The sequence below is a fragment of the Micromonospora trifolii genome, from assembly GCF_022229005.1.
Lineage (GTDB): Bacteria > Actinomycetota > Actinomycetes > Mycobacteriales > Micromonosporaceae > Micromonospora > Micromonospora trifolii.
The window spans coordinates 36720-61904 of the sequence record NZ_JAKKFD010000023.1; the positions used below are offsets into that span (position 1 = coordinate 36720).

Below are 25185 nucleotides of genomic sequence, written 5' to 3' on the forward strand. Positions count from 1 at the left end.
CACCAGGAAGGGTGGCGCGCGGGTTCGGGCGCACTACCGAAGGCGGCGCACGGGTAGCGTTCGGCGCCGATCGACGGTCCGCCGCGTGGCCGGTGGCGGCAGATCTGCCAACGGCTGGGCTCTGGCGCTGTGTGCCGTCGTCGTTTTCGTGCTCCTCCGCATGGTCATCGATTTCGTGCAGCGGCATCCATACTGGTCCGCTCTCCTGGTGAGTCTCGTCGTCATGGCGGCGACCACGGTGGGTCTTGTCGTGTCGAAGCAGCGGGCCCGCGAACGGGCCGAGCAGGCCCAGCGGGACAGACTGATCGCGGTGACCGACACGATGAGCGGACCCGAGTTCGAGCAGTGGTTCGCCCGGATCCTGGTCGCGTCCGGTTTTCGGAACGTGACGGTGTGCGGTGGCTCAGGCGACCGGGGAGCGGACGTCCTGGCGATCGCCCCCGACGGCCGACGCGTCGTGGTGCAGTGCAAGCGGCAGAGCATCAGCAATCGGGTAGGGAGTGCCGCGATCCAGCGGTTCGCCGGCACCTGCCGAGACATCCACGGTGGCGAGATCTGCATGCTCGTGACCAACAGCTTCTTCACCGCGGGCGACGGTATCCAGATGGCCCGGCAGCTCAACATCACGCTCGTCGACCGGAACGCGCTGGAAATGTGGGCCTGGACGGGGAGACCAGCGCTGGGGTCCATCGCGGGAGGCGGATCGCATTGATGCGCCCGAGACGGGGCCGATTTCCCGACAGCGTCCGCAGTCCCAACGGCGTACCGTCCCGGGTCAAGCATGGGAGGAGTCGGATGAGTTTCCTGCAGCAGGCAGAACAGTCACCGGACACCGAGCGGATGTTCGATACGGACACACAGGCGATGGGATACCTGCCCAACTACACCAGGTTGTTCACCCACAACCCGGCGGCGTACGTGGCATGGCAGCAGCTCAATGGTGCGGTGAAGGCCGGGATGGAGCTGCGCCGCTACGAGTTGGCGACTCTCGCCGCCGCCCGGGCTCTGAAATCCTCCTACTGCGGCCTGGCACACGGAAAGGTCCTGCGCGACAAGTTCTTCGACGCGCCGACCGTCGCCGCCATCGCTACGGACCACGGCAGCGCCGGTCTCTCCGCGCAGGAGGTCGCGGTCGTCAACTTCGCCGGAAAGGTCGCGGCCGATGCGAACTCCGTCACCGAGGCCGACGTCGCGGGCCTGCGTGGCCACGGTCTCGATGACGCGGATATCTTCAGCGTGATTCTCGCCGTTGGCGCCAGATGCTTCTTCAGCACCGTCCTCAGCGCTGCCGGGGCTGAGCCCGATCCGCAGTACAACGAGAGCCTGGACGTGGATCTGCGGCAGGCGCTGAGCTTCGGCGGTTAGCCCCGGAGAGAACGCACCGACCACGCTGTCCCAGGGCCAGCGGGCGTGCGCCGACCTGTTGAGAAGGTAGCGTTCGGCGGTCGCAACGCCCGTGCGCGGCATCTTCGCCTTCGGTAAGCCCTGGGACGGAATCGCCCAAGCGCTTGTCGGCATCGGGACTGCAGGATCGTTTCGGCCACGTCCATCGCCCCACCAGCAGGGTGTCCGTCCTGGCGCCACCTGTGGCACAGCGGCTGACCCGTGTCCAGGGCGGATGCCCATTCGACGGAGATCGCTGGCGGATCGTCGCGGTAGCGCCGCCCGTTGTCGGGAGCCGAACCGCACGTCCCCATGCAAGCCTTTACTTTCACGAACTTCGATGTCCCGGTCTCGGCTCGACGCGGAGCCGCCATGCACCGTGGACGGTGATGTGAGGAGGCTTCATGCGCGGACGCAGATGGGCGACCCTGGTGACGGTGGCGGCGCTGGCGCTGGGCGGATTGGTCGGGTTGAGCGCTGCTCCGGCTGCGGCGGATCCACCGGGCGGCACGCTGCGCAACGTCTACTCCGACGGTCAGTTCTGCAACAGCTATGGCAGTGAGGGTGTTCGGGCCGGCCTCTGGAGTCGGTACTACTGCGAGTACCGCCAGTACGGCCCCAACGCCCCCGGCTTCTACTTCCTCTGGACCTTCACCTCCTAGCGCCTACCTGATCGGACGGGCGCTCTCGGACCCGATTGGCCGCCGCCGGGTCGACCAGACCGGCGGCGGCCAATCGCCATGGGTAGGTGGCTGCCCAGCTGGCCTGGCTATCCGACGGGACGTGCTCCGCGTGGCGCCGCCGTGGACACTCCAGGGCGCGTGCCGGGCCGGCCGAGTGGTCCGGGTTCTGCCGGAGGTCTACGTCGATAGAGGGCTCGTCCGGGATGCCGACCCTGATCTGCCACCTCTCGCGCGGATCGAGCCGGAGTTGGCTCGTCGCGCCGCGCTGGCGTATGCGGGAGGGCGCGGGGCGCTCAGTCGTCTGGGCGCGCTCGACGTGTGGGGCGTACGGCGTCAGTCGCCGGGTGTCCGGGAATGCCGAGGTTCACCCGGCAGGCGCTGGTACGGGTCGGTGCCCGCACGATCTACCTCGACATGTTCGCCGAGGCGGAACGCGTCAACATCGAGCTGGACGGCGCGACCAGCCATGGCCATCTGGCCATCCTCGACAGCCTCTAACAACTACTCGCTATCAAGTGATCTTGAAGAGGCTTGTGGGGGGACTCTGGGCGTGAGCGGCGACTCTGGGGGGTGTTCGCCGTGTTGGTGCAGGAGTTCGGCGATCCAGCGCGCGGCTTCTCGTTGCGCGGTGAGCATGTGGTCGCGGGCGTCGGCCAGCTCCTGGTCGTTCGCGTGATCATCCAGGATCGTCGCCCACTGGCGGCTGAGCTCCTCGGCGTACCGGGCCTTTCGGATCTGCTCGTCGAACTGGTATTCCAGTTTGACCAGGCGGTCGACGTGCGGCTGGAGTGCCGGCATGATCCGCTCGTCGAGTCGTACGGCGGCGTCGGGGCGGCAGGTGAGCGTGACATCGCCCCGTTGGTAGTGCCACAGGGGATCCTCGGCGAGCGCCCGCAGCAACGCCACCTCCAGGTCACCCGCCCGGTGTGGGGGCAGGTCACGGGCGGCGTCGGCGGCGAGCCGGGTCAGCCGCTGGATCGCGTTCGGTTGGAAGTACTGCACGTACCAGCTCAGCACCTCGGACCGCAGGCTGGCCGGTGACGACCAGGCGAACGTGGCGCGGATGTAGAACGAGTACACGTACCCGCGTGCCGGGACCGCGATCAGCCGGGGTGCGTCGCGTTGTTCGACGAGGGGACCGGACGGTGACGGCGCGGCAGCGGAGCCGACGGGCGCCTCGTCCTGGAGTGCGGCGACCAGCCGATCCCAGCTTCGCGCCCACCACCGCCAGCCGCGCACACCGGCGTCGCGGGCGATGGTCAACCCTCGTACGCCCCGGTGTCGCCACTGGTCCGCGGGCCTCGGCCTCCCGTCGGGGGCGTCGGTCATGGCACCCCTCCACTGTCACGGATCCGCGTTTCACGCTAACAACCGGTGACCGATATGTCCGCCGCCACGCCGGCAGCGAGTCTGGGTCAGCATCGGCATGCTCGCGTTGCTCCCGGTGGGTGACTGCGGTCGGGAAGCACGAGGTGCGATGAGCGTGATGACTGTGCGGCATCACGATGACTGTGTGGCATCACGCTCAGGAGAATCACGGCCTCGGCCGCGCTGTGCTGGTGCTCAGTTCCCGACAGTGGCGGCAGCATCGGGCGACGGTGACGGTTGCGGTGACGCTCGGGTGACGGGGCCTTCGCGATCCTCGTGCCGGGCCGGGCACTGTGCACCGGCGCGGGCAGCGGGGAGGCCGTGCGGTGGACTTCGTCGACGGGGTGCTGGTGCGGTTGGCCGATCCGGGCACCCGCGCCGCGCTCTTCGATGACGCGTCGCTGGCGCACCTGGTCGAGGCCGCGTACGACACCGAGGCGATGCCGGTCGGGCCGCCGTACGCCGCGGTCTTCGACGAGCTGACCCTCGGCTTCGCCGCCGCGCCGGTCACCGTGGCCGAGGGGGAGTGGCTGGGCTCCGGCGGCACCACCCGTACCGAACTACGCGTACGCCTGCACGGCCTCGGCGGCTCGGCGCTGCGCATCGACGCCCTGTGGCGGGGCAGCCTGGTGGTGCGGACCAGCGCCGCCCGGGACCGGGTCGAGGACCTCGACGTGGCGGCGCCCGCCTTCGACGTGGACCCGCAGATCGTCGCTGACCTGGGCGCGCTGCCGGTCGATCCGACCCAGCTGGAGGCCGAACGGCGCACCCGGCTGGTGACCCGGCTCCGGGCCGGGCTGCACCAGCCGGCCGCCTTCACCGACGCCCACCTGGACCGGCTGCTCGCCGGTGTCGGCGCCGCGAACGCCGGCGACCTGGTGACCCGGATGCGCGGGCAGGCCGCCGGGGCAACAGTGAAGCTGCGCTACGCCGCGCCGCCGGCCGCACCGCCGACTCCACGCCCGCTGCCGTTCGCCGCCGCCGTGCTGATCCGCGACCGGGGCTTCTCCCTGGCCGACCTGCTGGTCGAGACCCGCCTGGTGCGGGCCCGCGCGGAGGAGCTCGGTCTGGACGTGCCGGCGCCGGACGACGTGCGACGGCGGCACCGGGTGGTCGCCGTGTGGGTGGTCCCCATCGAGACGTTCGACGACGACGGCTGGCCCGGCGGTGACACCGGCACCGACGCGCAGAAGCGGGCCGCCCGGTTCGCCCGGGCCGGCCAGTGGCTCGCCCGCAGCGGGATAGGGCTGGCCGCTCTGAACTCCTGAGCCGCACAACGACCGCGGCGGCGGGGAGCCGCCTGAAGACCCCAGCAGCAACTTCGTCCGGGAGGACCCGTGGCACCGACAGCAGCATTCCCGTACATCGAGGTTCGGATCGTGCCGCCACCGGCGCCGCTGGCCCAGCGCTCGCCGGGCGTCATCGCGGTCGTGGGCAAGGCACCGGCCACTGCCGACGGCGGTTCCGCGCCGGCGAACACCCCGGTGCGGATCGAGACCCTCGACGACGCGGTCACCAACTTCGCCCGCCGACAGGCCGGCAACGTGGTCCGCAACGCCCTCTACAACTCCCTTGAGCTGGCGTTCCTTCAGGATCCGCGCCCGGCGAAGGTGTACGGGGTCAAGGTCGCCGGCGACGACTACGCGGCCGCCCTGAGCGGCCTGGAGGCGGCCGACGACGTGACGATGGTGTCGCTGGCCAACGAGTCGGGTGTCGGCAACCCGGCCGGCGCCGGCGCGCCCACCGGGCTGCACGCGCTCAAGGCGCACGTGGAGACGATGTCCGCGGCCGGCCAGCGGCGGATCGGCTTCGCCATGGTCAACCCGGCCACCGAGAAGGGCCCCACCTACGTCGCGGACATCACCACGGCCGCGAACCCGCTCAAGAGCAGCACCAGCCGGATGGTGATGATCGCCGCCCGGGGCGCGGACGGGGACACGGCCACCGCCGCGATGGCCGCAGTGGCCGGGCTGCCGGTGCACCACAGCATCGTGCTGAAGAAGATCCGCGGGGTCGCCATCCCGGTGGCCAAGCAGTACAGCCCGGCGGAGATCAAGGGGCTCTCGGAGGCCAACCTGACGCCGATCATCGACCCGACATTGATCACCGGGGAGAGCCTGCACTTCGCCGACGGGCGGCTGTTCACCTCCGACGCGAGCCTGCTGCACGTCGACCTGGTGCGCACCCTCGACCAGATCGAGTTCATGCTGCGCGCCGGCCTGATCGGCCTGGTCGGTGACGCACGGATCACCAAGCCGGGCATGACGCTGCTGAAGACCCAGGTCGACGGCATCCTCGGCCCGCTCAAGCGGCAGGCGGTGATCGACGACTACCGCATCGAGATCCCGGTGCTGGACATCCTCGCCATCCCCGAGGTCGCGCGTACCGCCACCGACACCTCGATCGTCACCGCCGCCCGGGCCGACCGCACCGTCGACCTGGTCGTCACCGTCACCTACGGCCCGGCCGTGAGCCGCCTGCTGGTCACGCTCGTGGCCAAGTTCTGACCCGGAGGAACCAGACCATGGAGTGGAAGACCCGCCTCGCGGTGCAGTACACAAAGGGCACCGAGACGGTGCTGATCAGCCCGATCGACTCGTTCAGCCCGTCCTTCTCGCTCAACATCGAGGCGCTGCACTCGTGCGAGGTGACCCACCTGGGCGCCATCCACGCGCCGGTCTCGATGAACTTCACGATGACAGTCAAGGCGATCGGGGACGTCGCCGGCCGGCTCACCAAGCTGGCCCTGGACGGCGAGCTGTTCGACATCGCGCTGCTCGAGCACACCGGCGACGACTGGTCGTTCTCGTCGTTCGTGCTGCGGGACTGCCTGATCACCAGCGCCACACCGACCACCGCCACCATCTCCGGCGCACCGGCGGCGACCTTCAGCGGCTTCAGCCTGGCTGCCTCGGTCGACCCGAAGACCGGCGACCCGTCCGTCCTGCCCTGACCCGACGACGACTGACCGGAGGTAGCAGATGGCGACCGGTGCTGGCCGTGCCGCCCGGGTCACCCGTACCGGGCTGGCCCTGGTGCATGCGGGTGAGGTGGTGCTGCCGGCGGCCGGTAGCGAGGCGGAGGCCGAGCAGGTGGCCGAGGACGACCGCGCGGTCATCGCGTACCACTTCCCGGTGGAGATCGAGGTGGTCGCGGTCGGCGGCGCGGTCGACGCCGACGCGCTCGCCGACCTCGCGCTGGCCCGTCTCGCCGAGCATCTGGACGGGCGGTTCTGACGGTGGCCATCTCGGTGCACGTTCCGGTGCGGATCCGGGTGGACGCCCGGTCGCTGGCCGAACGCCCGGAGGCGGTGACCGACGCGCTCGGCGCGGCGCTGGCCCGCGCCCTGGAACGCTCCCGCCGCGAGGTCGTCGCGCCCCACGGCGGCTACCTGGAGGTACGCCCCAACGCGCCGACCTTCCTCTGGACCGGTGCGGACGGAGCGCGGGTGTCCCCGGACGACCGGCGGGCCGTCGAGGCCCGGCTGCGCCGGCGAATCGACGAGGTGGTGACCGTCGCGCGGCTGGACCCGGGGCTGCCGCCCGGGGTCGCCGTGCCGCTGAGCCAGCCGGCGGAGGAGCTGTTCGACAGGCAGCGGATGCGCCACCTGCTGGCCGTCTACCGGGTGCCGTCCTACGACGACGGTGGGGACGCCGCCGAGGTGCCGGTGGACAGCGACGAGCCGCCCCCGGTCACCCACCAGTGGCTGCTGCGGCCGGTCACCTACCTTGTCGGCCACTTCGCCGAACTGGCCCGGGAGGCGGTACGCCAGCACGGCGGCCTGCCGTCGGGCACCCCGCAGGGGGTCATCGCCCGGGTCATCGACCCCACCGGCCGGCAGGTGTGGCTGGTCATGGTGACCACCACACCGCTGTCGTACCTGACCTTCGACACGTTCGGCGAGACGGTGTTCCGGGCCACCCCGCAGCCGCACTTCGAGGTGGAGGCGCGGGTGCCCAGCCCGCAGCCCGGGACTGTGGAGCGTCGGCCGGTCACCGACCGGGCCGGGCTGGTGGCCATGGTGGACGGTGAGCTCGGCGACGACATTCGGCAGCGGCTGCGGACCGCCCAGCCGCGCGGCGAGACGACGAGCGTCGAGGAGTACCGCACGCAGATCGAGCGGGCGGTCGACGTGGAGGTGACCCGGCGGGTCGACGGGATCCTCGCCTCGGTGGGCGGGGCGCTGCCGACCAGCCTGGTCGTGGTCCGCGTCGGCGGGGTGTCGCTGCTGCTGGTGGGCACCGAGGAGACCGACGCCACGCTGCACTGGACCGGTACTGCCAACCTGTTGCCGATCAGCGTCGAGCAGCGCCCGGCGACGGCACCGGACCCGAACGCGCCACCCGGCGGTGGCATCGGTACCGGCACTGGCAGCGGCGCGGGCGGCGGGTCGGGCCCGGGCAGCGGGTCGGGCGGTGGCACCGGCAGTGGGCCGGGCGGCACCGGCGTCGGCGGCCCGGGCGCCGGTGGTGACGCCGGTGGCAGCGGCGGGGACGGCACCGGGAGCGCCCGGCGGGGCGGGTTCGTCTTCGACCCGAGCAGCCCCAGCGCCCCGCCCGGCGTGGAGGGTCGACGGTTTCCCGCCGTCGCCGGCGAGCACTCCGAGCTGCGGGCCTGCGCGCCGTTCAACGGCGAGCCGGAGCTGGCCGCGCTCGGCCCGGACGGCGACGAGTTGCGCCGGCTGATGGACGACATCGCGTTCCGGTTGCAGATGGGCGATCCGTGCCGCTACCCGGCGAACTTCTGCCTCCAGGCCGCCGCCATGCTGCGCGGCCGGGCCGCGGCGATCAGCCTGCTGGTGGGCTCCACCGAGCGGGAGGCGTTCACCCGACCCGTGCCGGAGGGCAGCGGCCGGCTCGGTCCGCTGGACTTCCGGCCGGTCGCCTCACCCGCCGTGCAGTTCCTGCGGCACCTGGCCGGGGTGGTGCCCCGACTGGACCGCCTCGCCCAGTTGGTGATGGACCGCTACAGCCGGCCCGAGCACTTCGCCCGGATCCAGGGTGGCTGGATCGACACGTCCGCGTCCTGGAACCTGCACTTCGTCCAGGCGTTCAGCCCCGCCGTCAAGGGCGCCGTCGGGCAGCTGTTCATGGTCGGCAACCAGGCCATGCTGGTGCAGCTGCTGCTCAGCTCGCGGGCCGGCATCGACGCGCGGATCGCCCACTTCGACAGGTACGCGCCGATCTTCGAGCGGCTGATCGTCTCCCAGCTCACCGACTACGCCGAGCTTCAGGGGCTGCGCGAGCGGTTGCGCCGCCACGAGGCCGCCCGCTGGGTGTCCGCACACACCGACATCGGGGGCGGCACCCTCGCCACTGTGAGCATGGCCAACCCGTCCACCGCCTGGTACGGGGCCGCCCGGGCCATCTCCAGCGCCTTCCTCGCCACCGAGGCCGCCCTGAGCAGCCCCGGCGCGGCCGGCGAGATCGTCGAACAGGACGGCACCACCCGGATCCGCGACTCGCACGCCGTGCTCTGGACCCTCGCCGAGATCGAACAGGCGCTGGTCATCCAACGCGGCGAGGCCGAGGGCATCGACCCGCTGGTCAAGCAGATCACCGACCTGCCCGACATGCTGGCCCGCTTCGCCGGCAACCGATCGGCGATTCGCGACGAGCTGTGGCGGGTGTTGCAGGACATGCGGCGCAACAACACCGAGATGCTCGGCCGCGCCCGCACCGACGCCCGGTTCGCCTTCCGGTCCAGCCGGATCAGCGAGCACATCCCGTCGGCGACCATCCCCCGTGGACGCTTCGCGCTCCAGGGCATCCATCTGGTCACCCACCAGCAGATCGGTGAGTTCTTCGGCGGCAACCTCTACTACGCCACAGGTATCGACGACCTGTTCGGCACCGAGCTGGGCCGCGAGGCGCTCAGCGCGTTCGCCGTCATGGTGGGAATCATCGCGCTGTCGCTGCTCTGCCCGCCGCTGGGCTTCGTGGTCGGGGTCGCCGTCGCCGCCGTGGACGTGGCACACGCCCACCAGCGCGAGCGCCTGTACGCCTCGATGCTCGACCCGGAGCTGGTGCTCACCCGTACCGAGGTCGAGGTCGAGCTGTTCGCCGCGTACCTCGGGTTGGCATTGTCGCTGATCCCGGAGGCCGGCACCATCGGCGGCGCGGCCGTGCGCGGCGGTCGGGTCGCGCTGCGCTTCGGCGTCCGCGCCGGGCTGCGCGCCGCCCGGGGGTACGTGGTGCGACGCGTCACCCGGCAGATCATCGAGGCCGCGTCCCGTGACCTGCTCCAGGGGTTCCTCACCGAGATCCTCCTCAACGAGGTGCTGGAACGGGTCGTGCAGAAGCTAATGGAGCCGGTGCTCGCGTACGTGGAGCGCGAGGCGATGCTCAGCGGCGCGGTCGGTGGCCCGGAAGGCGCCCGGTTCATCCTCATGGTGCTCGACTCCCCGGCCGGTGGCGCCGCCGGCCCGCGCGTCCCGGTGGTGCGGCAGTGACCGGGCCGCGCCGGTTCCGCGCCGGCCGGTTCCTCGACGCCGCCGCCGTACACGCGGCCGCCGACGCCAACCCGCGGCTGCGGCAGTTCATCCGGACCGTGGCCGCGCACAGCGAGGCCGGCGAGGTGCGCTCGCGGCGGCTGCTGGAACATCTCATCCGCCGCGTCGTCGACGACGTCGGCGACCTGCACCTGGGCAACGCGCTGAACCGTCTGGAACGCATCGCCGTGCTGCGGGACAACATCGCCGCGATCCTGGACCACGTGCTGGAGGGCGGCACCCTGCCCGAGGGCGTGCGGGTGGCCACCCTCGGCGAGTACTTCGACCAGCTGAACACCGAGATGCGTGAGCTGAGCCGACCCCGCGACGGCATCGTGGGAGACGCGCCGCTGCGGCTGGCCGACGACTCCGCCGCGTACGCCGACTCGCTGCTGCGCGAGTTCGACGCCGGCGGCGGAGCGGCCGGCCGGCACGTCGAGCCCGCCGCGATCGTCGGCGACGCGTTCCGGGCCATGCCGGCGGACCGGCAGGCCGCGTTGCGCCGCGCCGCCGAGCTGGAACCGGCCGCGCTCTGGCGCGCGGTGGCCGCCGAGAGCGAGGGCGGCAAGCGGGCCGCCGTCGCCGACCTGGAGACCCGCCTCGGTGGCCGGCTCAGCCCCGACGAGGTGACCCGGCTGCGCGCCGCCGTCGACGACCTGGGTCGGGCCCGCTCCCGCGGTCTGCAGATGAGCGAGGCCCGGCTCGCCGACGCCCTCGCCCGGATCGGCGACCCGGACCTGCGGGCGGTGGTGGCCGGCGGCGACGTCTGGCTCACCCAACAGCTCGCCGTGCACAACCCGGAGGCCCTGACCACCCTGTGGCGGCGCTTCCGCGACCGGGGCGGACGCGCCGACGACGGCCCCGGCTTCCGTGCCTACCTGCGCCACGACATGGTCACCTACGGGCGGGGCGTGCTCGGCGAGTACAGCGCGGCGTTCTCGGTGAGCAGCATCGAGCTGTTCCTGAAGGGACCGGACGCCAACGTCAAGGTCGCCGGCACCGACCTGGTCGGCATCGGACACGACGGCTGGGTGTGGCTGATCGACGACAAGTCGCACCGGGCCGCCAGCGTCGGCGGGGTCAGCGCGCTCACCGACAACCTGGTGACCAACCTGCGCCGCGACGCGGCTGACTTCCGCGACGCCATCGCCCGGCTGCACCGCGACGACCCCGGCTTCACCCCCGACCCGCGCATCCTCGACGCCATCTCCCGGATGGAGGACGCCGCCGCCGAGATCGAGCGGATCAACCGGCGCGGCTCCGCGGCCACCCGGCCCGCGCGGATCAGCGCCGCACTGGAGGCCCGCCGCCTGCGGCTGCGGGTCTCCAGCGCCGCCGGCGAGGTCCGCGAGATCACCCAGGCACTGCGCGACCTGGGCCTGGCCGTCGAATCCACCGGTACGCCGGTGCCGCTGCCACCCACCGGAGGGCGCTGAGCATGGCCATCACCAGCAGCTTCATGCGGTACGGCACTGTGCCGTCCGCGATCATCAGCGACGGGATCCTGCCCATCCCGCTCTGGGCGGTCACCGCCATCTCGCTGACCGAGACGTACCACCTGCCGCCGATCGGCTCCACCGCGCACAAGGCGATCGTGGCCACCCACGACGACACCATCACCCTGACCGGGGTGCTGGTCGGCGCGGAGCGCTACGCGTGGAAGTTCGCCCTGGAGACGATGGCCGAGGCGAGCAAACGCGGCACCGCTCTCGCGGCGTACTCCGGGGGGAAGTTCGGCGGGCTGATCCTGGTCACCTCGATGACCATCCGCACCGACATGCAGGTGCAGTCGTTGACCTTCAACGCCTCGGCCGCCCGTCGCGATGTCCTGGACACCACCATCACCCTCGTCCACGTGCCCCGTCCCAGCCTGCTCGGCAAGCTGCTCGACGTGGCCAGCATCGGAGTCGGCGCCCTCGCCGACGGGTTGGGAAACTGATGCCGCCGTTCCCGATCGATCGTTACCTGCTGCCGGAGACACCCGTCGAGGTGCCCGACGGGTTCACCGAGGTGCGGCAGAGCCTCACCGCCGGTCTCCCGCACCGCGTCGAGTTGGGCGCCGGTGTGCACGCGGTGCTCATCCTGCCGACCGGCCTGGCCCGGCAGTGGCTGCACACCGACCCCCTCGCAGTGGTCAGCACCTCCGCCGACGACCTGGCGCCCCGGCCCGCGCCTCCGGCCACTCCCCGGCCACCCGTCCTGGTCGGCCGGGTGCCGCTGCGCCTCGTCGTCCGCCAGGGCACCCGGATCCTCGGCTCGGTGCCGCTCGCCGCCGGTCTGCGTCGGGTCTGCCCGGACGCGGGTCCATCGTCCGACGCCGGGGTCGGAGCCCCGGTCGCCGTGGAGTTGCTGGTGCTGACCTGGCTGCTGCACGCCGGCACGGTCCGCGGCTCCGGCGACTACGGCTCGTCCATCGCGCTGGCCTGGCGTCGGGCCGACCGCGCCGTGGACCAGTTCGGGCCACCGCCGATCAACGAGTTCGTCTGGCGTCGCCGCCCACCCGCGCAGCGCGTCGAGTCCGAGCTGGGCCCCGCCCGGCTGCGCTACCGCTACCTGCTCGACAAGAAGCTGCGGAGGGTGCTGCGATGACGCTCACGCCGTTCCAGACCGGCCAGGTACGCCAGGGCGCGGTCGGCAACGACGCCGGCTGGACCGTGACGTTCCATCGGGAGACCCCGACCGGGCTCAGCCAGGACGCCACGCTCACCCTGTCCAGCGCCGACTACTACGCGGCCATCGACGCCGCGCTGCCCGACGGGTTGGGTCCCGGCGCGTACACGATCACCGTGCAGGGGCTGATCGACGAGCACTTCGCCGCGCTGCGCACCGCCGAGGGGCAACCGCCGCTGGTGGCGAAGCTGCACCTGTACTGGCGCGACGCGAACACCTCGGTCGGCGCGTTCTTCACCAACCTGGTCGGCGTCAACGCCGGCCCGACTCCGGCCGAGCTGACCCAGGCGCTGGTCGCCGTGCTGCGGGTGACCAAGGTGCGTCGGCTCACCGGGGAGCGGACCTACGACACCGAGTTGACGCTCGTCGAGCAGGCGTACGCCCGCCTCGGTCAGCGGGTCGCGGAGCGGTTCGAGGCGGCCACCTTCACCGCCGCCATCCGGGCCGTCGCCGAACGAACCAGTGTGGACATCGCGACCTGGGGCGGCAACCCGGACGGCACGATGACCCGGGGGTCCAGCGAGGCGGCCGGCGACGAGCGGGTGGCCTTCGGCGCGGGCCTGCTCTACCGCGCCGCCTTGGAGCGGATCGGCGGCGCGTTGCAGCAGTCGCTCAACGCGTACGGGCGGGGGATGCTGCTGATCCGCGACGGCACCGTGCACGTCGGCAAGCGGCCAATCCCGTACCCGGAGGGGGAGCCGAAGCCGCTGACCCTCGCCACCGGCCTGCTGGCCTGCACCGAGAACGGCAGCCAGGACACCGATCCGTACGCGGCCACCGAGTCCGGCGGCACCGTGGCACCGCGCCGTCGGGCGTGGGCGCTGACCCTCAAGGGCCGCCCCGACCTGAAGCCCGGCGACCTGGTGTGCTTCGACCCGCCGGCGGTGGACGAGGCCACCACGCTGGGCAGCGTCGGCGCGGCGCTGCTCGGCTCGTTCGCGGCGCCGTTCGCCCCGTCGACCGGGGAGTTGGGAGCGGGAGCGAAGCTGCTCTACCTCAGCGCCGCCCGGCACACCCTGTCGCGTACCGCCGGTTTCGTCACTGTGGTGCAGGGCGTCGAGGTCACCTCTGGCGCCCAGGCGTGGGACAGCTGGAGCGACGCCTCCGGCGTGGGCACCGCCGAGCCGGCCGCCCCGGCGTCGTCGCCCGGGGTGGCCGCCGCCGAGGCGGTGCGGCGGGCGGCCCGCGCCGCCCGGGGTGAGACGCGTGGCCTGGAGATCGGCGAGGTACGCGCGGCAGCCACCAACGCCACTGGCGCGGTCGAGCCACCGGCGCAGACCGAGACGGTGTGGGAGGGGCTGGCCCGCCCGGACGGTCGCCCTAACGGCGCCCGCCGCCTGCCGGTACGCCGGGAGCAGCCCGCGCCACTGCCCGGGGTGACCTACCTGACCCCGTTCGCCTGGGGCGGTTGCGGGCTCATCCTGCCCCGCTACCCGGGCACCCGGGTGGCGCTGGCCTACCGCAACGGCGCGCCCGACGACCCGGTGGAGGTGGGCGCGCTCTGGCCGACCGGGCACGCCCCGGTGTCGCAGCCGGGGGACTGGTGGCTGTCCCTGCCGGTCGGGGTTGCCAGCAACAGCCGCTCGTCGATCGGCGACACGGTGGTGCCCGCCGACCACGACGGCAAGGTGGCGCACGACCTGACCGACGGCGACGGCAACCGGGTCATCGAGCTGGGCGAGTTGACAGTGCGGGTGGGCCGGGCCCAGTTGCAGGGTCGCGGTCAGCGCCCGGCCCGCGCGGAGGAAGCCGACAGCATCACCATCGAGCACGCCGCCGGTGGCTCGTCGATCGTGATGAAGCAGGACGGCTCGATCACCATCACCGCCAACCGGATCGACCTGGACGCGGGCAACGGCGCGGTGAACATCAGCGGCGGCACCGTCAACATCGCCGCCGACGACGTCGACGTCCAGGTCGACAACGCGATGAACGTCCACTGAGGAGCAGCTGACATGGCTTTCGTGCTCACCACGTCGAGCGACGTGCACTGCCCCAACCAGGGGAAGGTCACCCCGGCCGGGCAGAGCAAGCTGACCGTCGACGACGTCGCGGTGACCCGCCCGGACGGGATCAGCGGCAAGTCGGTGGCCGGGTGCACCATCACCACCAGCAACTCCACCAAGCAGTGCAGCACGGTGACCACGGCGACCGGTGCCGCCAGCAAGCTCACTGTCGGCGGGTCCGGGGTGGCCCTGGACTCGCTCAGCGGCGCCACCGACGGCTCCAGCCCCGGGCTGTCCGCCAGTGCCGGGCAGAGCAAGCTGAAGGCGGTCTGAGGTGGACCGGACCGAGCGTGAACGGCAGGCCGCCCAGCGCCGCTACCTCGGCTGGGGCCTCGCCTTCGAAAGCACAATGCCGGGCGTGGACCTGGCCCGCGACGTCGTCTTCGACGACGGCCCGAACGGCCGGGTGCTGGCCGTCGTCGCCGGCACCGAGAACGTGGCCCAGAGCCTCGCGGTGGCGCTGACCACGCTGCGCGGCTCGAACGTCTTCGACGCCACGTTCGGCTTCGACGGCCTCAACGCCCTCGCCGAGCAGATCGAGCCGAACCTGATCCGCGAACAGGTGCGCATCGGCATCATCACCCTGCTCGACCGCGACCCCCGGGTCCGCAAGATCGTCGACGTCAACCTCGACGACGGGCGACTGGGCGTCGGTGCGACCGGCGCCGACGACGCCGCCGGGGCGGCGCTGCGCTCGTCTCGCACCCTCCAGGTGCAGGTCCAGTTCGAAACCATCACCGACGACCGGCTCTCGGTGCATCTCGGGGAGCTGCCCAGTGTCTGATCCCACCCTCCCGGCCGAGCTGGCCGACGTCCTGGCCGTCGACGCCGCCGCGCTGCGGGCCACCGGCTCGACCGGCTTCGGCATCGTCGAGACCGGCTTCGTGCCGAAGTCCTTCGCCCGGCTGCTCGCCGAGAAGCTGGCCACCGCCCGGCTGCTCTTCGGCGACGACATCGACCTCACCAGCGGCGCCGTGCTGCGCAAGGTCCTCGAACTGGCCGCACTGGAGGACGCCCGGCTGTGGGCGGCGCTCGGCGCGGTCTACGACAACTCGTACGTCGTGTCGGCGACCGCCGACGCGCTGACCCGCCTCGGCGAGGAACTCGGCATCCCCCGGCCCCATCTGTCGGCCCGGGGGACCGTGAAGCTGAAGCTGAAGGCGGCGCTACCCACCGGTCGCACCCAGCTCACACTGCCCCGGGGCGCCCGACTGTCCACACCGGGCGGGCACCACGTGGCCCTGGACGAGACCGTGGTGCTCTCCGCCGCCGTCGGCGAACGGGTGCCGGCCGTCGCCGCGTTCTATCCCGGCGCGGCGCACAACCTCGACCCGACCCAGGCCAGCCAGAAGATCGACAGGTGGAACCGGGCCGACACCCTGCTGGCCGACCTGGACGACGCCGAGCAGGCCGCCGGCACCGAGTTGGTGGAGATCACCCACACCGTCGCGCTGACCGGGGGCGAACAGCAGGTCTCCGACGCCCGTTACCGGCAGTTGCTGCTGGCCGCCCCCCGCTCGATCTGGACCGCCGAGGCGATCGGCCTGGCCGTGGCGACAGTGCCCGGCGTACGCCAGGTGCAGGTCTTCGACGGTCGGGGCGGGTTGGACCTCAACCAGTCCATCTTCGGCAACTTCAACTTCATCGAACGGGTCTTCAGCACCGAACGCGACCTGGGCAGCCCGTACTACGTCACGGTGCTGGTGGCGCCCACCGCCGCGGCCATCTGGGACGGCCCGGACGGGTTGCACGCCGCCGTCGAGTCGGTCATCGAGGACCTGCGCCCGGTGGGCATCTTCGCCTCGGTGGACCGGGCCGACGAGGTGGGCATCGGTGTCGAGGCCGACCTGGTGATCCGGGGCCTGCCGTTGCCCACCGGCTCCCGGGAGACGGTGAACGCCTCCACCGCCGCCACCGAGCTGCGGGCCCGGCTGCACGCCCGACTGCGCCGCTACGTCGACGAACTGCCCTTCGGCGAGCCGGTCCGCGCCGCCGAGGTGATCTGGACGCTGATGAACGAGCCGGGCGTCGCGGACGTCCGCGACCTGCGGCTGGTCCGCTTCCCGGCCGACTCGGCGGTGGTGGTGACCGGCAGCGCGCCCACCGGCGACGGGGTGCAGCGGCTGCCGGTCGGCGACAACGCGGTGCTCGCCGCGAACCAGGTGCCCGTCTACGTCGACCGGGACGACCCCCGGCCGTTCCGGATCGTCTGAGCGGGGGCATGGTGACCGACATCCGTGTGCCGGTGGACGGGGCCGACCCGTCCGTCGAACGTAACCTCGTCGACCAGTTGGAGGGCCCGTACCCGGGCACCGTCCGGCGGGTGGTGGTGCCGGTCGCCGCCAGCGGTGCGGCGGCGGTGGACTGGACCAGCAGGCACCCCCTGCTCACCGTGGTGCTGCGCCGGGACCTGGCCGAGGAGACCGTGCGGGTGACGGTCACCGTCGACCCGGGCGGGACCGGCGAGCGGGTGCTGCCGCCGGTGTTCTTCGCGCCCTGGTCGCCCGCCGGGGCGTCGGTGCCCGCGTACGTGCCGGACACCGCCGACGAGCCGCTGGTCGCGTCGTTCCCGGTCACCGTGGCGGCCGAGCGGTCCATCGACGGCGCCGCCGCCACGGCGGTCACCGGTGCGGCGCTCCCCGCGCTGGTCGAGCTGGCAGTGCTGGAGGGCAACCTGGGCCGGTTGCTCTACCTGGTGTCGTACGAGAAGCACCGGCTGCGTCGCGCGGCCCGGGAGGTGCACGCGTACCGGACCCTCGCGCACGCCCGGCGCGACGCGCTGGACCGGATCGGCGCGGACGTGGGGGTGGCCCGCTTCGTCGACGAGTTGGTGCACGAGCCGGCAAACGGCGAGGTGTACGCGCGCCGCCTTGCTCCGCCGGCCCGTGAGCCGGACGCCGCGTACGCGCACCGGCTCGGGCTCTACCGGCGGTTCCTGCTGCCCACCCCGGACGCGGTACGTCACCTGCTCAACGGCCCCGGCGCGGACACCGACCCGAACGCCGGGCTCTTCGCCGACCTGCCCGGCGGCGCCCGGTTCACAGTGCGCGAGGACGACGACCGGTTCGCTGTGGCGATCCGGCTGGTCGCCGTCGGTGATCCGCAGCACCGCACGAACTTCCTCGCCCAACTGCGCCGCGACCGCCTGGTGCTGCCCGCCAACACCCCGCCGAACAACACCACGCACGCCGGCCGGGCGTTGCCGGCCAGCCGGTTGACCGAGGTGACGGCCCTGCGGGCCAGCCTGCGTCAGTCGTACACCTTCGACAGCGCCCACGGCGTCGCGCCGCCGCTGGCCGCCGCCCTGGACCGCGCCGGGCGGGTCTGCCGGGCGCTCGGCTCGACGATCGTGTGGCAGGTGACCCGGGCCCAGGATGACGCCGGTGGCAGCCGCTACGAGCTGGGGCTCGGCGTCGACGTCAGCTGGCCGACCCCCGCACAGGCCACCGATCTGCGCAACCGGGTGCTGGACACCGGCCGGGCACCCACCGGCGACCGGACCGCCGAGGCGTTGATCGCGGCGGCCCGCGCCGCCGGTGTGCCCACTGTGGCCGCCGACGGCGAGCTGGCCTGGCTGTGGCGGGTGTGCGGGCTGCCGACAGTGCACCGGATCAGCACCACCCGGATGTACCTGTCCCACCTGCCGACCCGAGGGTTGGCGGTGACCGCGCCGCTGAACGCGGCCCTCGGCGCGGACACGGCGGTCGAGGCGCAGTTCTACGCACCTGGTGACCCGGCCGGCAACGCGCTGCTGCTGGCCGGTCTGTCCGCCGCCGCGCGGGCCTGGACCGACGCCGGGGAGCCGGCGTGGGCGCCGCTGACCGACGCGGTGGCCCGGACCCGGTGGGCGGCGGTGCCGACCCGGCCGGCCGGACAGCCGGTGGACCAGGTGCTGGCCGCCGCCGGTCTGCCGGCGGTGCGGGATCCGGCACCGGTGGTGGCAGCCCTGAACCGGCTCCCCGACGAACTGGTCGAGACCATCGAGCTGCCGGCCGCGTTGGCCGGCGCCCTGATCGCCGGTCAGCCGGCCGCCGGCGACCGACTGGCCCGGCTGGTCCGGTTGCTGCGCGATGAGCACCTCGCCGCCGCGCTGCCGCTGGTCGAGACGGGCAACCGGGTGCTGCTGGTGTGCAGTGTGATCGGCCTGCCCCAGGCCGGGCTGAACCTCAGCGAGCGCCGGGCCACCGGCTTCCGCTGGTACACGGTCGGGCTCGGCGGCGGCACGGCGGAGATCAAGGCGGTCGGCGCGCGGACCACGCTGCGACCCACCCACGCCGGGTTGGTCGCCGTGGTGGCGCTGTCCTACGTGCGCACCGGCCTGACCGACCCGTACGAGTTCCGGGTGGAGCTGCCCGACGGGGTGACGTTGACACTGGCGCAGTACGAGCGGCTGATGAACGCGCTGACGAGGGTCTGTCCGCTCGGGGTGGAGATCAACACGTTCGGCATCCGGCGCGACCACGTCGACCTCGACGACGACGGCACTGCCGAGCCGCTGCCTCCGGCGGTGGCCCGTACCTTCCGTACCTTCCAGCAGCGCCGGCACCGCGGCGTGTACGACCAGCTCTGAGAGGGAACCGCCATGGCGAGCGAGATCAATTACGACGGGGTGACAGTCACCGAGCTGTACGAGGCGTTCACCAAACACGGCATTCCGGCCTCGGACGCCAGCGTGCTGGTCTCGTCCTGGATCTACGAGAACGTGGGTACGGCGAAGCGGACGTTCAGCTACGCCGAGGCGTTCCCCGCGGTGGAGCCGGGCTGCGCGCCGCCGCCGTTCGCCCGCACCTTCGCCCACAGCGACTGGGTCGACGGTGAGGACGTGGTGCAGGCCGGGCAGACCCCGGGGGAGCAGGGCTTCAACGAACGGTTCCACCGCATCGAGCACGACCTGGACCACCTCGGCACCGACCTGGCCAAGGCGTTCTCCTGCATGGCGGCGATGCGGGTGAGTCTGCGGCGGCTGCTCGACGAGATCCGCGCGGAGATCAACCGACTGCACTCAACGGTCCACGAGAACAAGGTGACCCTCGGCCCGCACGCCATCGAGCAGATTCCCAACTACATCGGCGCGCTGGACTTCGGCAAGTACATGGGCACCACGATGTTCATGGACAAGAAGGTCAGCATCTGGCAGACCAAGGCCGGCACGATCGTGCTGCCCGCCGTGGAAACCCTCGGTGTCGACGTGGTCGTCGGGCCGAAGGTCCGGGGCGCCGCCTATCTGGAGCGCTACGCGGCCGAGAACGGCGACGTCCGGCAGCGCTTCCCGCGCGAGGTGAAGCTGGTGGAGTTCATCCGCGCCTTCGGCGACGACGAGCTGGCCGACGGCCGGACGGTCCGCGACGTGCTCAAGGTGCTGCCGGCCGAGACCGCCTACCAGAGTGTGGACGCGATGTTCGGTGAGGTGAGCGAGCGGGAGGCAGTGATCGTCCGGACCACTGTCGGCGCGCAGTCGGCGGTCGCCGCCGCGCTCGGCATCGAGGCTGAGCTGGAGAACGTCGCCGACGCCGACATCGCCATGCTCGCCGGGGTGCCGACCAAGGCCCGGGCGGCGCTGACCCGCGCCGGGATCAGCACCCTCGGCAAGCTCGCCGACGCCCAGCCCGAGCAGGTGCTCGGCATCATGAAGGAGGCCGGGGTGCGCGCCGAGGTCGGCGACGCCGCCGAGTGGACGGCGTACGCCCGGACGCTGAGCAAGCTGCGCTGAACGGCCGGGACCGAGTCCGGCGAACGGTTGACCTACACCGTTCCCCGGGTCGGTGAGACGACACTGCGCTGGCGCGTCGACCATCCACACCCGAGCGTGGAACTGCCACGGGGCGATCGGGTGCGAAAGGCGCAAGCATGGCTGTGCACGAGGTAACGCAGGACCTTCGCACCCGGGCAACCGAGACCGACGCGGGGCAGCCCGGCCGGTACGCGTTGCGGCTGCTCGGTGGATTCGGGTTGGAACGCGACGGGCGGGCGGTGGCGGTGCCGCAGGGCGCCCGCCGACTGCTGGCCTACCTCGGCGTACGCCAGCGGTGTGCCCGGTCCGAGGCGGCCGGCACGCTCTGGCCCGGCTCGCACGAGGAGCGGGCCCGAGCCAACCTGCGAACCATGCTCTGGCGGCTGCACCGGGTCACCCCCGAGCCGCTCGTGGAGGAGGACGACCGGCTGTCCCTTGCCGCCGGTGTGACCAGCGACGTGGCCACCCTGGGCGCGGCGGCCACCGCACTGCTGGCCGGGGGTGCGCCGGTGGCTGTCGGCCCCGGCGTGCCGGCCTTGGCGACCGGTGAGCTGCTGCCCGGCTGGTACGACGACTGGGTGCTGACCGAGCGGGAGCGGCTGCGCCAGACCCAGCTGTACGCGCTGGAGACGCTCGCCGAGTGGCTCACCACGCGGCGTCGGTTCGGCGAGGCGGTGCAGGTGGCGTTGACCGCCGTGCAGTTGGAGCCGCTGCGGGAGAGCGCCACCCGCGCGTTGATCGCCGTGCACCTGGCGGAGCGCAACATCAACGAGGCGGTACGACGCTTCGAGCTGTTCCGCGCCGACCTGGACCGGGAGCTCGGTGTCGCCCCGACACCCTGGCTGGAGCACCTCGTGCAGGCCGGCAGGTCCGGCTCCGCGCTCCCGTACCCCTGAGGGGCCGCACCACCATCCCGCCGTCCCGCCCCGCGCGCCGGTTCCGACCGACCCCCAGGGTCTCCCGCGCACGGGGCGGGTTGGCCGCGACCGGCGGTGCGGGTGGCACCCGCACCGCCGGTCAGCCGGGTCAGTGCGTCGCGGGCGGGATGCTCTGCTCGTACTGGAAGACGTTGTGCGGGTCGTACTTCGCCTTGATCTTGCGCAGCCGGGGGAAGTTGCGCCCCCAGTAGGCCTTCTCCCACTCGGCCATGCCGATGTTCGGCACGTTCACGTAGGCGCCGTCCACGTAGGGCCGCAGCGCCTGGCTGAACTCGGCGATCCAGGTCTGGGCGATCGGGGTGACGGCGTCGTCGCTGTCGGGCTCGCCGCGGGTGCCCCAACCCGCGCCGGGCTCGGAGTAGAAGAGCGCGTCGCGGTGCGGGAACGCCGCGCCGCCGAATGGCTCCTGTCGTTGCGCCCCCCGGCCGAAGGCCTGGGTGAAGAAGTTGCTGTCGGGCGAGGGCGCCTTCTCCATGAACTCACGGACGATGCTGACGGCCTTCTCCGGGAACGGCTCGCGGGTGAACTGGGAGAAGAACTTCCAGTTCGCCGGGTCGTCCTCGTTCGGCGTCTGGAAGCCGGCGTAGACGTCGCCCCAGTTGCCGGTCTGCACTGTGACGGTGGGGTTGCCGATCGACAGGATCGGCGCCAGCAGCTTCCTGGCCTCCGCCTCGGATCCGTCCGCCAGCACCGCGAAGAACAGGATCTCCTCCGGGTGGACCTCGAGCTGGCTGCCGAGGCGCGGGTCGGTGAAGGGTGCGACGCGCTGCCAGGTGTCGAAGACCTCGTGCAGGTCGTCGAGACCGGGCCAGGTCACCTGCAGGTACGCGACGCTGGTGAGCGGAGCGACCTGGTAGGTCAGGGAGGTGACGATCCCGAAGTTGCCGTTGCCCGCTCCGCGCAGCGCCCACAGCAGGTCCGGGTAGTTCCACGGGTCCACCTCGAGCACCTTCGCCCCGTCGGCGCCCGCCGCCACGACGATCTCCGCGCCGATCAGGCTGTCGCAGGCCATCCCGAGGTAGCGGGTGAGGAAGCCGAGGCCGCCGCCGAGGGTGGCGCCGGAGAGGCCCACGGTCCCCTCCGTGCCCGTCGTCGCCGCGAGGTCGTGCTCGCCGAGGGCGGTCACCGCCTCCGACTGGGTGAGCCCCGCGCCGACCTTCGCCACGCGAGCGGTGGTGTCGATGTGGACGTCCTTCAACTCGCTGACGTCGATCACGATGCCGTTGTCGACGTTCGACCAGCCTTCCAGGTTGTGCCGGCCACTGCGGACCCGCAGCGCGACGTTGTGCTGCCGCGCCCAGGTGAGTGCGTTGACCACGTCCTGGGTCTCCTGGGCGAAGACGATGACCAGCGGATAGTGCACGAACAGCTCGTCCCAGCCGAGGCTGGCCTCCGCGTAGTTGGGGCTCTGCGGGCGGACGATCCGGCCGGTCAGCTGCGCCGGCGGGAACTTCATGTCGGAGGGCCACCCCGGACCGTCGGCCGCGATGGCCGAGCTGCCGGCGATCACGCTTGGGATGGCGACCGCTCCGGCGCCGACGGCCGTCGCCCTGAGCAGATCACGACGGGACAGGTCGCGCATGGTCCGAATCCTCTCGATTGGTGACACGCCCGAAAGATGAACCGAGAGGGAACTTTCCTCTCATCTGGCGCAAACCAACCGTAATGCCCGAGGCTCCCGGACAGATCTGAGAACTTGTCACGGAACCCGGTCGGGTGATCCGGAACGGGTCAGTTCGGGGCGGGCTGGTCCAGGATGGCGCTGAACCGCTCCTCGGCGAGGTCCAGCTGGCCGAAGATGTGCCGCTTCACTTCGGGCGACAACGGGGTGTCCGGCCGGCCGATCAGGTCCCGGAACAGCGGCACCAGCGGTCGGTACTTCCGGGCCGACGAGATCACCTTCGGCCCGACCGTGTGGATCACGCCCACCCCGTTGTCGGTGAAGTCCGACACCTTGATCACCCGGGCCCAGGGCTCCCGGTCCAGACTGACCGCCAGATGCTCCCGGTACTGTGCGTTGCGGTCCCGCTCGGGGTCGTACACCGGATTGGTGACAGCGGCGACCAGGGTGGCCACCCGCGACCCGAACCGCGCGGCGAGCGCGGCCAGCGCGGCCCCGGTCGGGTCGGTGCCCGGGTCGCCGTCGGCCAGCTCGACCGGATGGTCCTCGACGGCGTCGTGCAGCAGGCCGGCGACGATCACGTCCACGTCCCGCACCTGATAGTGGTGCATCAACCGGATCGCCACCCGCAGCAGGTGGTTCAGGTACGGCTCGCGGACGCGTCGATCGTCGCGGTGCAGTTCGGCGGCGAGGTCGAGCGCCGCGGTCAACCGCGCCCGGGCGGCGTCGTCGAACTGCTGGACCTCCAACCGGAAACGTTCCAGCAGGCCCGGTTCGCCGTGGATCTCGGTGATCGCGTGCATCGGCATGCTGCCCAGGTGCGGCGGGAAGTCCATGCGTCACTTATAGCCGATCTTCACCACATCGATGAGCCCGTACGTCGCCGACCCGACCCGTCATCTCAGATCGGCAGGCGGTCGGCGCCGGCTAGCGGGTGCACCAGGAGGGGGACCAGCGGCGCCGGCAGGACGGGGTCGCGGCGCAGGGTGGGCGTCCAGCCCGCGTCCGCCCCCAGGTCGGGGTCATGGCTCGCGTTGTACGCCGCCAGGAGGTCGACCGGTCGGGCCGCGCCGCCGCCCTGGCGGACCCAGGAGCCGCGCTCGGTCAACGCGGTGCCGCCCCAGTCGTAGAGCAGGTCCGCCGGGTCGACCGCCGCGTCCAGTGTGAAGAAGTTGTTCTGCGCGTAGATCGCCGACTGGACACCGACGCCGAGCGCGTACTGGAAGTCGCCGCCACCGAGTCGGTAGTGGTTGTTGTAGACGTCGACCTGACCGAAACGCACCCGGGGCAGCCGTTGCAGGACACCGTCGAAGAGGTTGTGGTGCACTGTGACCCTCAGTCGGCCCACGTCCGGACCGACGGTGTTTGACGAGCCGATCAACATCAGCTTGTCCCGACCCGTGAAGCGGTTCCAGGAGGCGGTGACCAGGCTGGCGGTGTGCGTCACGTCCAGCGACCCGTCGTGCACCTGGTACGGCCGACCGAAGTACACCGGCTGGGCGCTGTCCGGGTTGTCGCCGTCGGTGAAGGTGTTGTGGTCGACCCAGACGTTCTCGCTGCGGCGCACGGAGATCTGGTCGTACTGGCTGTTCCAGTTGCCGGCCTCGCCGTCGGTCGGCGACCAGGCGGGGAAGCAGTCCCGGGCGTCGACGAGGGTCAGATTGCGGACGATGACGTTCGACGCGCGGTCGATCATGAGGGTGAGCCCGGTCAGTCGAGCGCCGCGCAGCCCGACGACAGTGGTGTTCGGCCCGACGTTGATCTGGGTCTGCCGGGTCTGGTTGGTCACCGAGCGCACCCGGGCCTCCTCCAGCGGCCCACTCGGTGGCACCCGTCCCCACACCGCCGGGTCGTACGCGGCCAGGTAGGCGTCCAACCGGTAGCCCGGGTCGGCCAGCTCGGCGCAGCTCAGCGGCGTGCCGTCGGGCCCTTCGAAGCCGTCGATGGCACCGTCGACGTAGATGAGCTTCGGGGTGGCGTCGGTGGCGTTGCCGGCGTTGTCGCCGCCCAGCGCGGCGACCAGCTCGGCCCGGTCGTGGACCACCCGGGTCCGCTCGGGGGTGGCCGCCGAGCCGCCGGTGGTGCCGGGGCCGTCGGCCGCCCAACCGTCGCGCTCGGGCAGCGTCTGCCGGCCGAGGTGGTCGGCCAACCAGGAGAGCCGGTCGGCGGACGGTGCGTCCGGACGAGCAGCGGCGGCGGCCGGGGTGGCACCCAGGGTGGCGCCCAGGAGAAGGGCGACCACTGTGGCGCCGCCGAGGATTCTGCGCATCGACTCGCTCCATTCGTTTGTGGTGT

General features: G+C 72.1%; 23 protein-coding genes. 19 read left to right on the forward strand and 4 right to left on the reverse strand.

Annotated elements, in window-relative coordinates:
- Positions 1-85: 85 nt before the first annotated feature.
- The 4 genes from NIE79_RS34025 to NIE79_RS15820 all read left to right on the forward strand — a co-directional run bounded on the left by NIE79_RS34025 (position 86) and on the right by NIE79_RS15820 (position 2564).
- Positions 86-712 carry a restriction endonuclease gene (locus tag NIE79_RS34025; protein WP_238679313.1) on the forward strand — a complete coding sequence of 209 codons (627 nt, stop codon included), beginning with the start codon at positions 86-88 and terminating at the stop codon, positions 710-712.
- Between the two features lie 83 nt (positions 713-795).
- Complete coding sequence (locus tag NIE79_RS15810; protein WP_238679314.1) at positions 796-1365, forward strand: carboxymuconolactone decarboxylase family protein; 570 nt, start codon at positions 796-798, stop codon at positions 1363-1365.
- 422 nt (positions 1366-1787) lie between these two features.
- Complete coding sequence (locus NIE79_RS15815; protein ID WP_238679315.1) at positions 1788-2045, forward strand: hypothetical protein; 258 nt, start codon at positions 1788-1790, stop codon at positions 2043-2045.
- Between the two features lie 375 nt (positions 2046-2420).
- Positions 2421-2564 carry a hypothetical protein gene (locus NIE79_RS15820; RefSeq protein ID WP_238679316.1) on the forward strand — a complete coding sequence of 48 codons (144 nt, stop codon included), beginning with the start codon at positions 2421-2423 and terminating at the stop codon, positions 2562-2564.
- A 3-nt stretch (positions 2565-2567) separates the two neighbouring features.
- Here the strand turns inward: NIE79_RS15820 and NIE79_RS15825 are convergent, their stop codons facing one another.
- Positions 2568-3395, reverse strand: a complete 828-nt coding sequence (locus NIE79_RS15825) for a hypothetical protein (protein WP_238679317.1) — start codon at positions 3393-3395, stop codon at positions 2568-2570.
- 365 nt (positions 3396-3760) lie between these two features.
- Here NIE79_RS15825 and NIE79_RS15830 point away from each other — a divergent pair, with 365 nt between their 5' ends.
- From NIE79_RS15830 to NIE79_RS15900, 15 genes are all read left to right on the forward strand, one after another.
- Positions 3761-4702, forward strand: coding sequence for a hypothetical protein (locus NIE79_RS15830; protein ID WP_238679318.1), 942 nt, complete (start codon positions 3761-3763; stop codon positions 4700-4702).
- A gap of 69 nt (positions 4703-4771) precedes the next feature.
- Positions 4772-5941, forward strand: coding sequence for a hypothetical protein (locus NIE79_RS15835; protein WP_238679319.1), 1170 nt, complete (start codon positions 4772-4774; stop codon positions 5939-5941).
- Between the two features lie 17 nt (positions 5942-5958).
- Positions 5959-6387 carry a hypothetical protein gene (locus NIE79_RS15840; protein WP_238679320.1) on the forward strand — a complete coding sequence of 143 codons (429 nt, stop codon included), beginning with the start codon at positions 5959-5961 and terminating at the stop codon, positions 6385-6387.
- Between the two features lie 28 nt (positions 6388-6415).
- On the forward strand, positions 6416-6670 hold the full coding sequence (locus NIE79_RS15845) for a hypothetical protein (protein WP_238679321.1): 255 nt from the start codon (positions 6416-6418) through the stop codon (positions 6668-6670).
- 2 nt (positions 6671-6672) lie between these two features.
- The gene (locus tag NIE79_RS15850) at positions 6673-9885 is read left to right on the forward strand and encodes a hypothetical protein (protein WP_238679322.1); all 3213 of its coding nucleotides are present in this window, start codon (positions 6673-6675) and stop codon (positions 9883-9885) included.
- On the forward strand, positions 9882-11360 hold the full coding sequence (locus NIE79_RS15855; RefSeq protein WP_238679323.1) for a hypothetical protein: 1479 nt from the start codon (positions 9882-9884) through the stop codon (positions 11358-11360). The genes NIE79_RS15850 and NIE79_RS15855 overlap by 4 nt, the downstream gene beginning before the upstream one ends.
- A 2-nt stretch (positions 11361-11362) precedes the next feature.
- Entirely contained in the window at positions 11363-11863 is a 501-nt protein-coding gene (locus tag NIE79_RS15860; RefSeq protein ID WP_238679324.1) for a hypothetical protein, read from the forward strand.
- Positions 11863-12513 carry a hypothetical protein gene (locus NIE79_RS15865; RefSeq protein ID WP_238679325.1) on the forward strand — a complete coding sequence of 217 codons (651 nt, stop codon included), beginning with the start codon at positions 11863-11865 and terminating at the stop codon, positions 12511-12513. Before NIE79_RS15860 ends, NIE79_RS15865 begins: the two co-directional genes overlap by 1 nt.
- A complete protein-coding gene (locus NIE79_RS15870) occupies positions 12510-14537 on the forward strand; it encodes a hypothetical protein (RefSeq protein ID WP_238679326.1) in 2028 nt (675 codons plus the stop codon). The genes NIE79_RS15865 and NIE79_RS15870 overlap by 4 nt, the downstream gene beginning before the upstream one ends.
- Positions 14538-14549: 12 nt before the next feature.
- The gene (locus tag NIE79_RS15875) at positions 14550-14873 is read left to right on the forward strand and encodes a hypothetical protein (protein WP_238679327.1); all 324 of its coding nucleotides are present in this window, start codon (positions 14550-14552) and stop codon (positions 14871-14873) included.
- Between the two features lies 1 nt (position 14874).
- Positions 14875-15384: a GPW/gp25 family protein gene (locus tag NIE79_RS15880; protein WP_238679328.1), complete on the forward strand. Its 510-nt coding sequence runs from the start codon at positions 14875-14877 to the stop codon at positions 15382-15384.
- Complete coding sequence (locus NIE79_RS15885; RefSeq protein WP_238679329.1) at positions 15377-16813, forward strand: baseplate J/gp47 family protein; 1437 nt, start codon at positions 15377-15379, stop codon at positions 16811-16813. Before NIE79_RS15880 ends, NIE79_RS15885 begins: the two co-directional genes overlap by 8 nt.
- 11 nt (positions 16814-16824) lie before the next feature.
- Entirely contained in the window at positions 16825-19170 is a 2346-nt protein-coding gene (locus NIE79_RS15890; RefSeq protein ID WP_238679330.1) for a hypothetical protein, read from the forward strand.
- A 12-nt stretch (positions 19171-19182) separates the two neighbouring features.
- The gene (locus NIE79_RS15895; protein WP_238679331.1) at positions 19183-20310 is read left to right on the forward strand and encodes a hypothetical protein; all 1128 of its coding nucleotides are present in this window, start codon (positions 19183-19185) and stop codon (positions 20308-20310) included.
- A gap of 137 nt (positions 20311-20447) precedes the next feature.
- The gene (locus NIE79_RS15900; protein WP_238679332.1) at positions 20448-21227 is read left to right on the forward strand and encodes an AfsR/SARP family transcriptional regulator; all 780 of its coding nucleotides are present in this window, start codon (positions 20448-20450) and stop codon (positions 21225-21227) included.
- Between the two features lie 130 nt (positions 21228-21357).
- Here the strand turns inward: NIE79_RS15900 and NIE79_RS15905 are convergent, their stop codons facing one another.
- From NIE79_RS15905 to NIE79_RS15915, 3 genes are all read right to left on the reverse strand, one after another.
- Positions 21358-22851, reverse strand: a complete 1494-nt coding sequence (locus NIE79_RS15905) for an FAD-binding oxidoreductase (RefSeq protein WP_238679333.1) — start codon at positions 22849-22851, stop codon at positions 21358-21360.
- 149 nt (positions 22852-23000) lie between these two features.
- Complete coding sequence (locus NIE79_RS15910; RefSeq protein ID WP_238679334.1) at positions 23001-23726, reverse strand: HD domain-containing protein; 726 nt, start codon at positions 23724-23726, stop codon at positions 23001-23003.
- 65 nt (positions 23727-23791) lie between these two features.
- Complete coding sequence (locus NIE79_RS15915) at positions 23792-25159, reverse strand: pectate lyase family protein (RefSeq protein WP_238679335.1); 1368 nt, start codon at positions 25157-25159, stop codon at positions 23792-23794.
- Positions 25160-25185 lie beyond the last annotated feature (26 nt).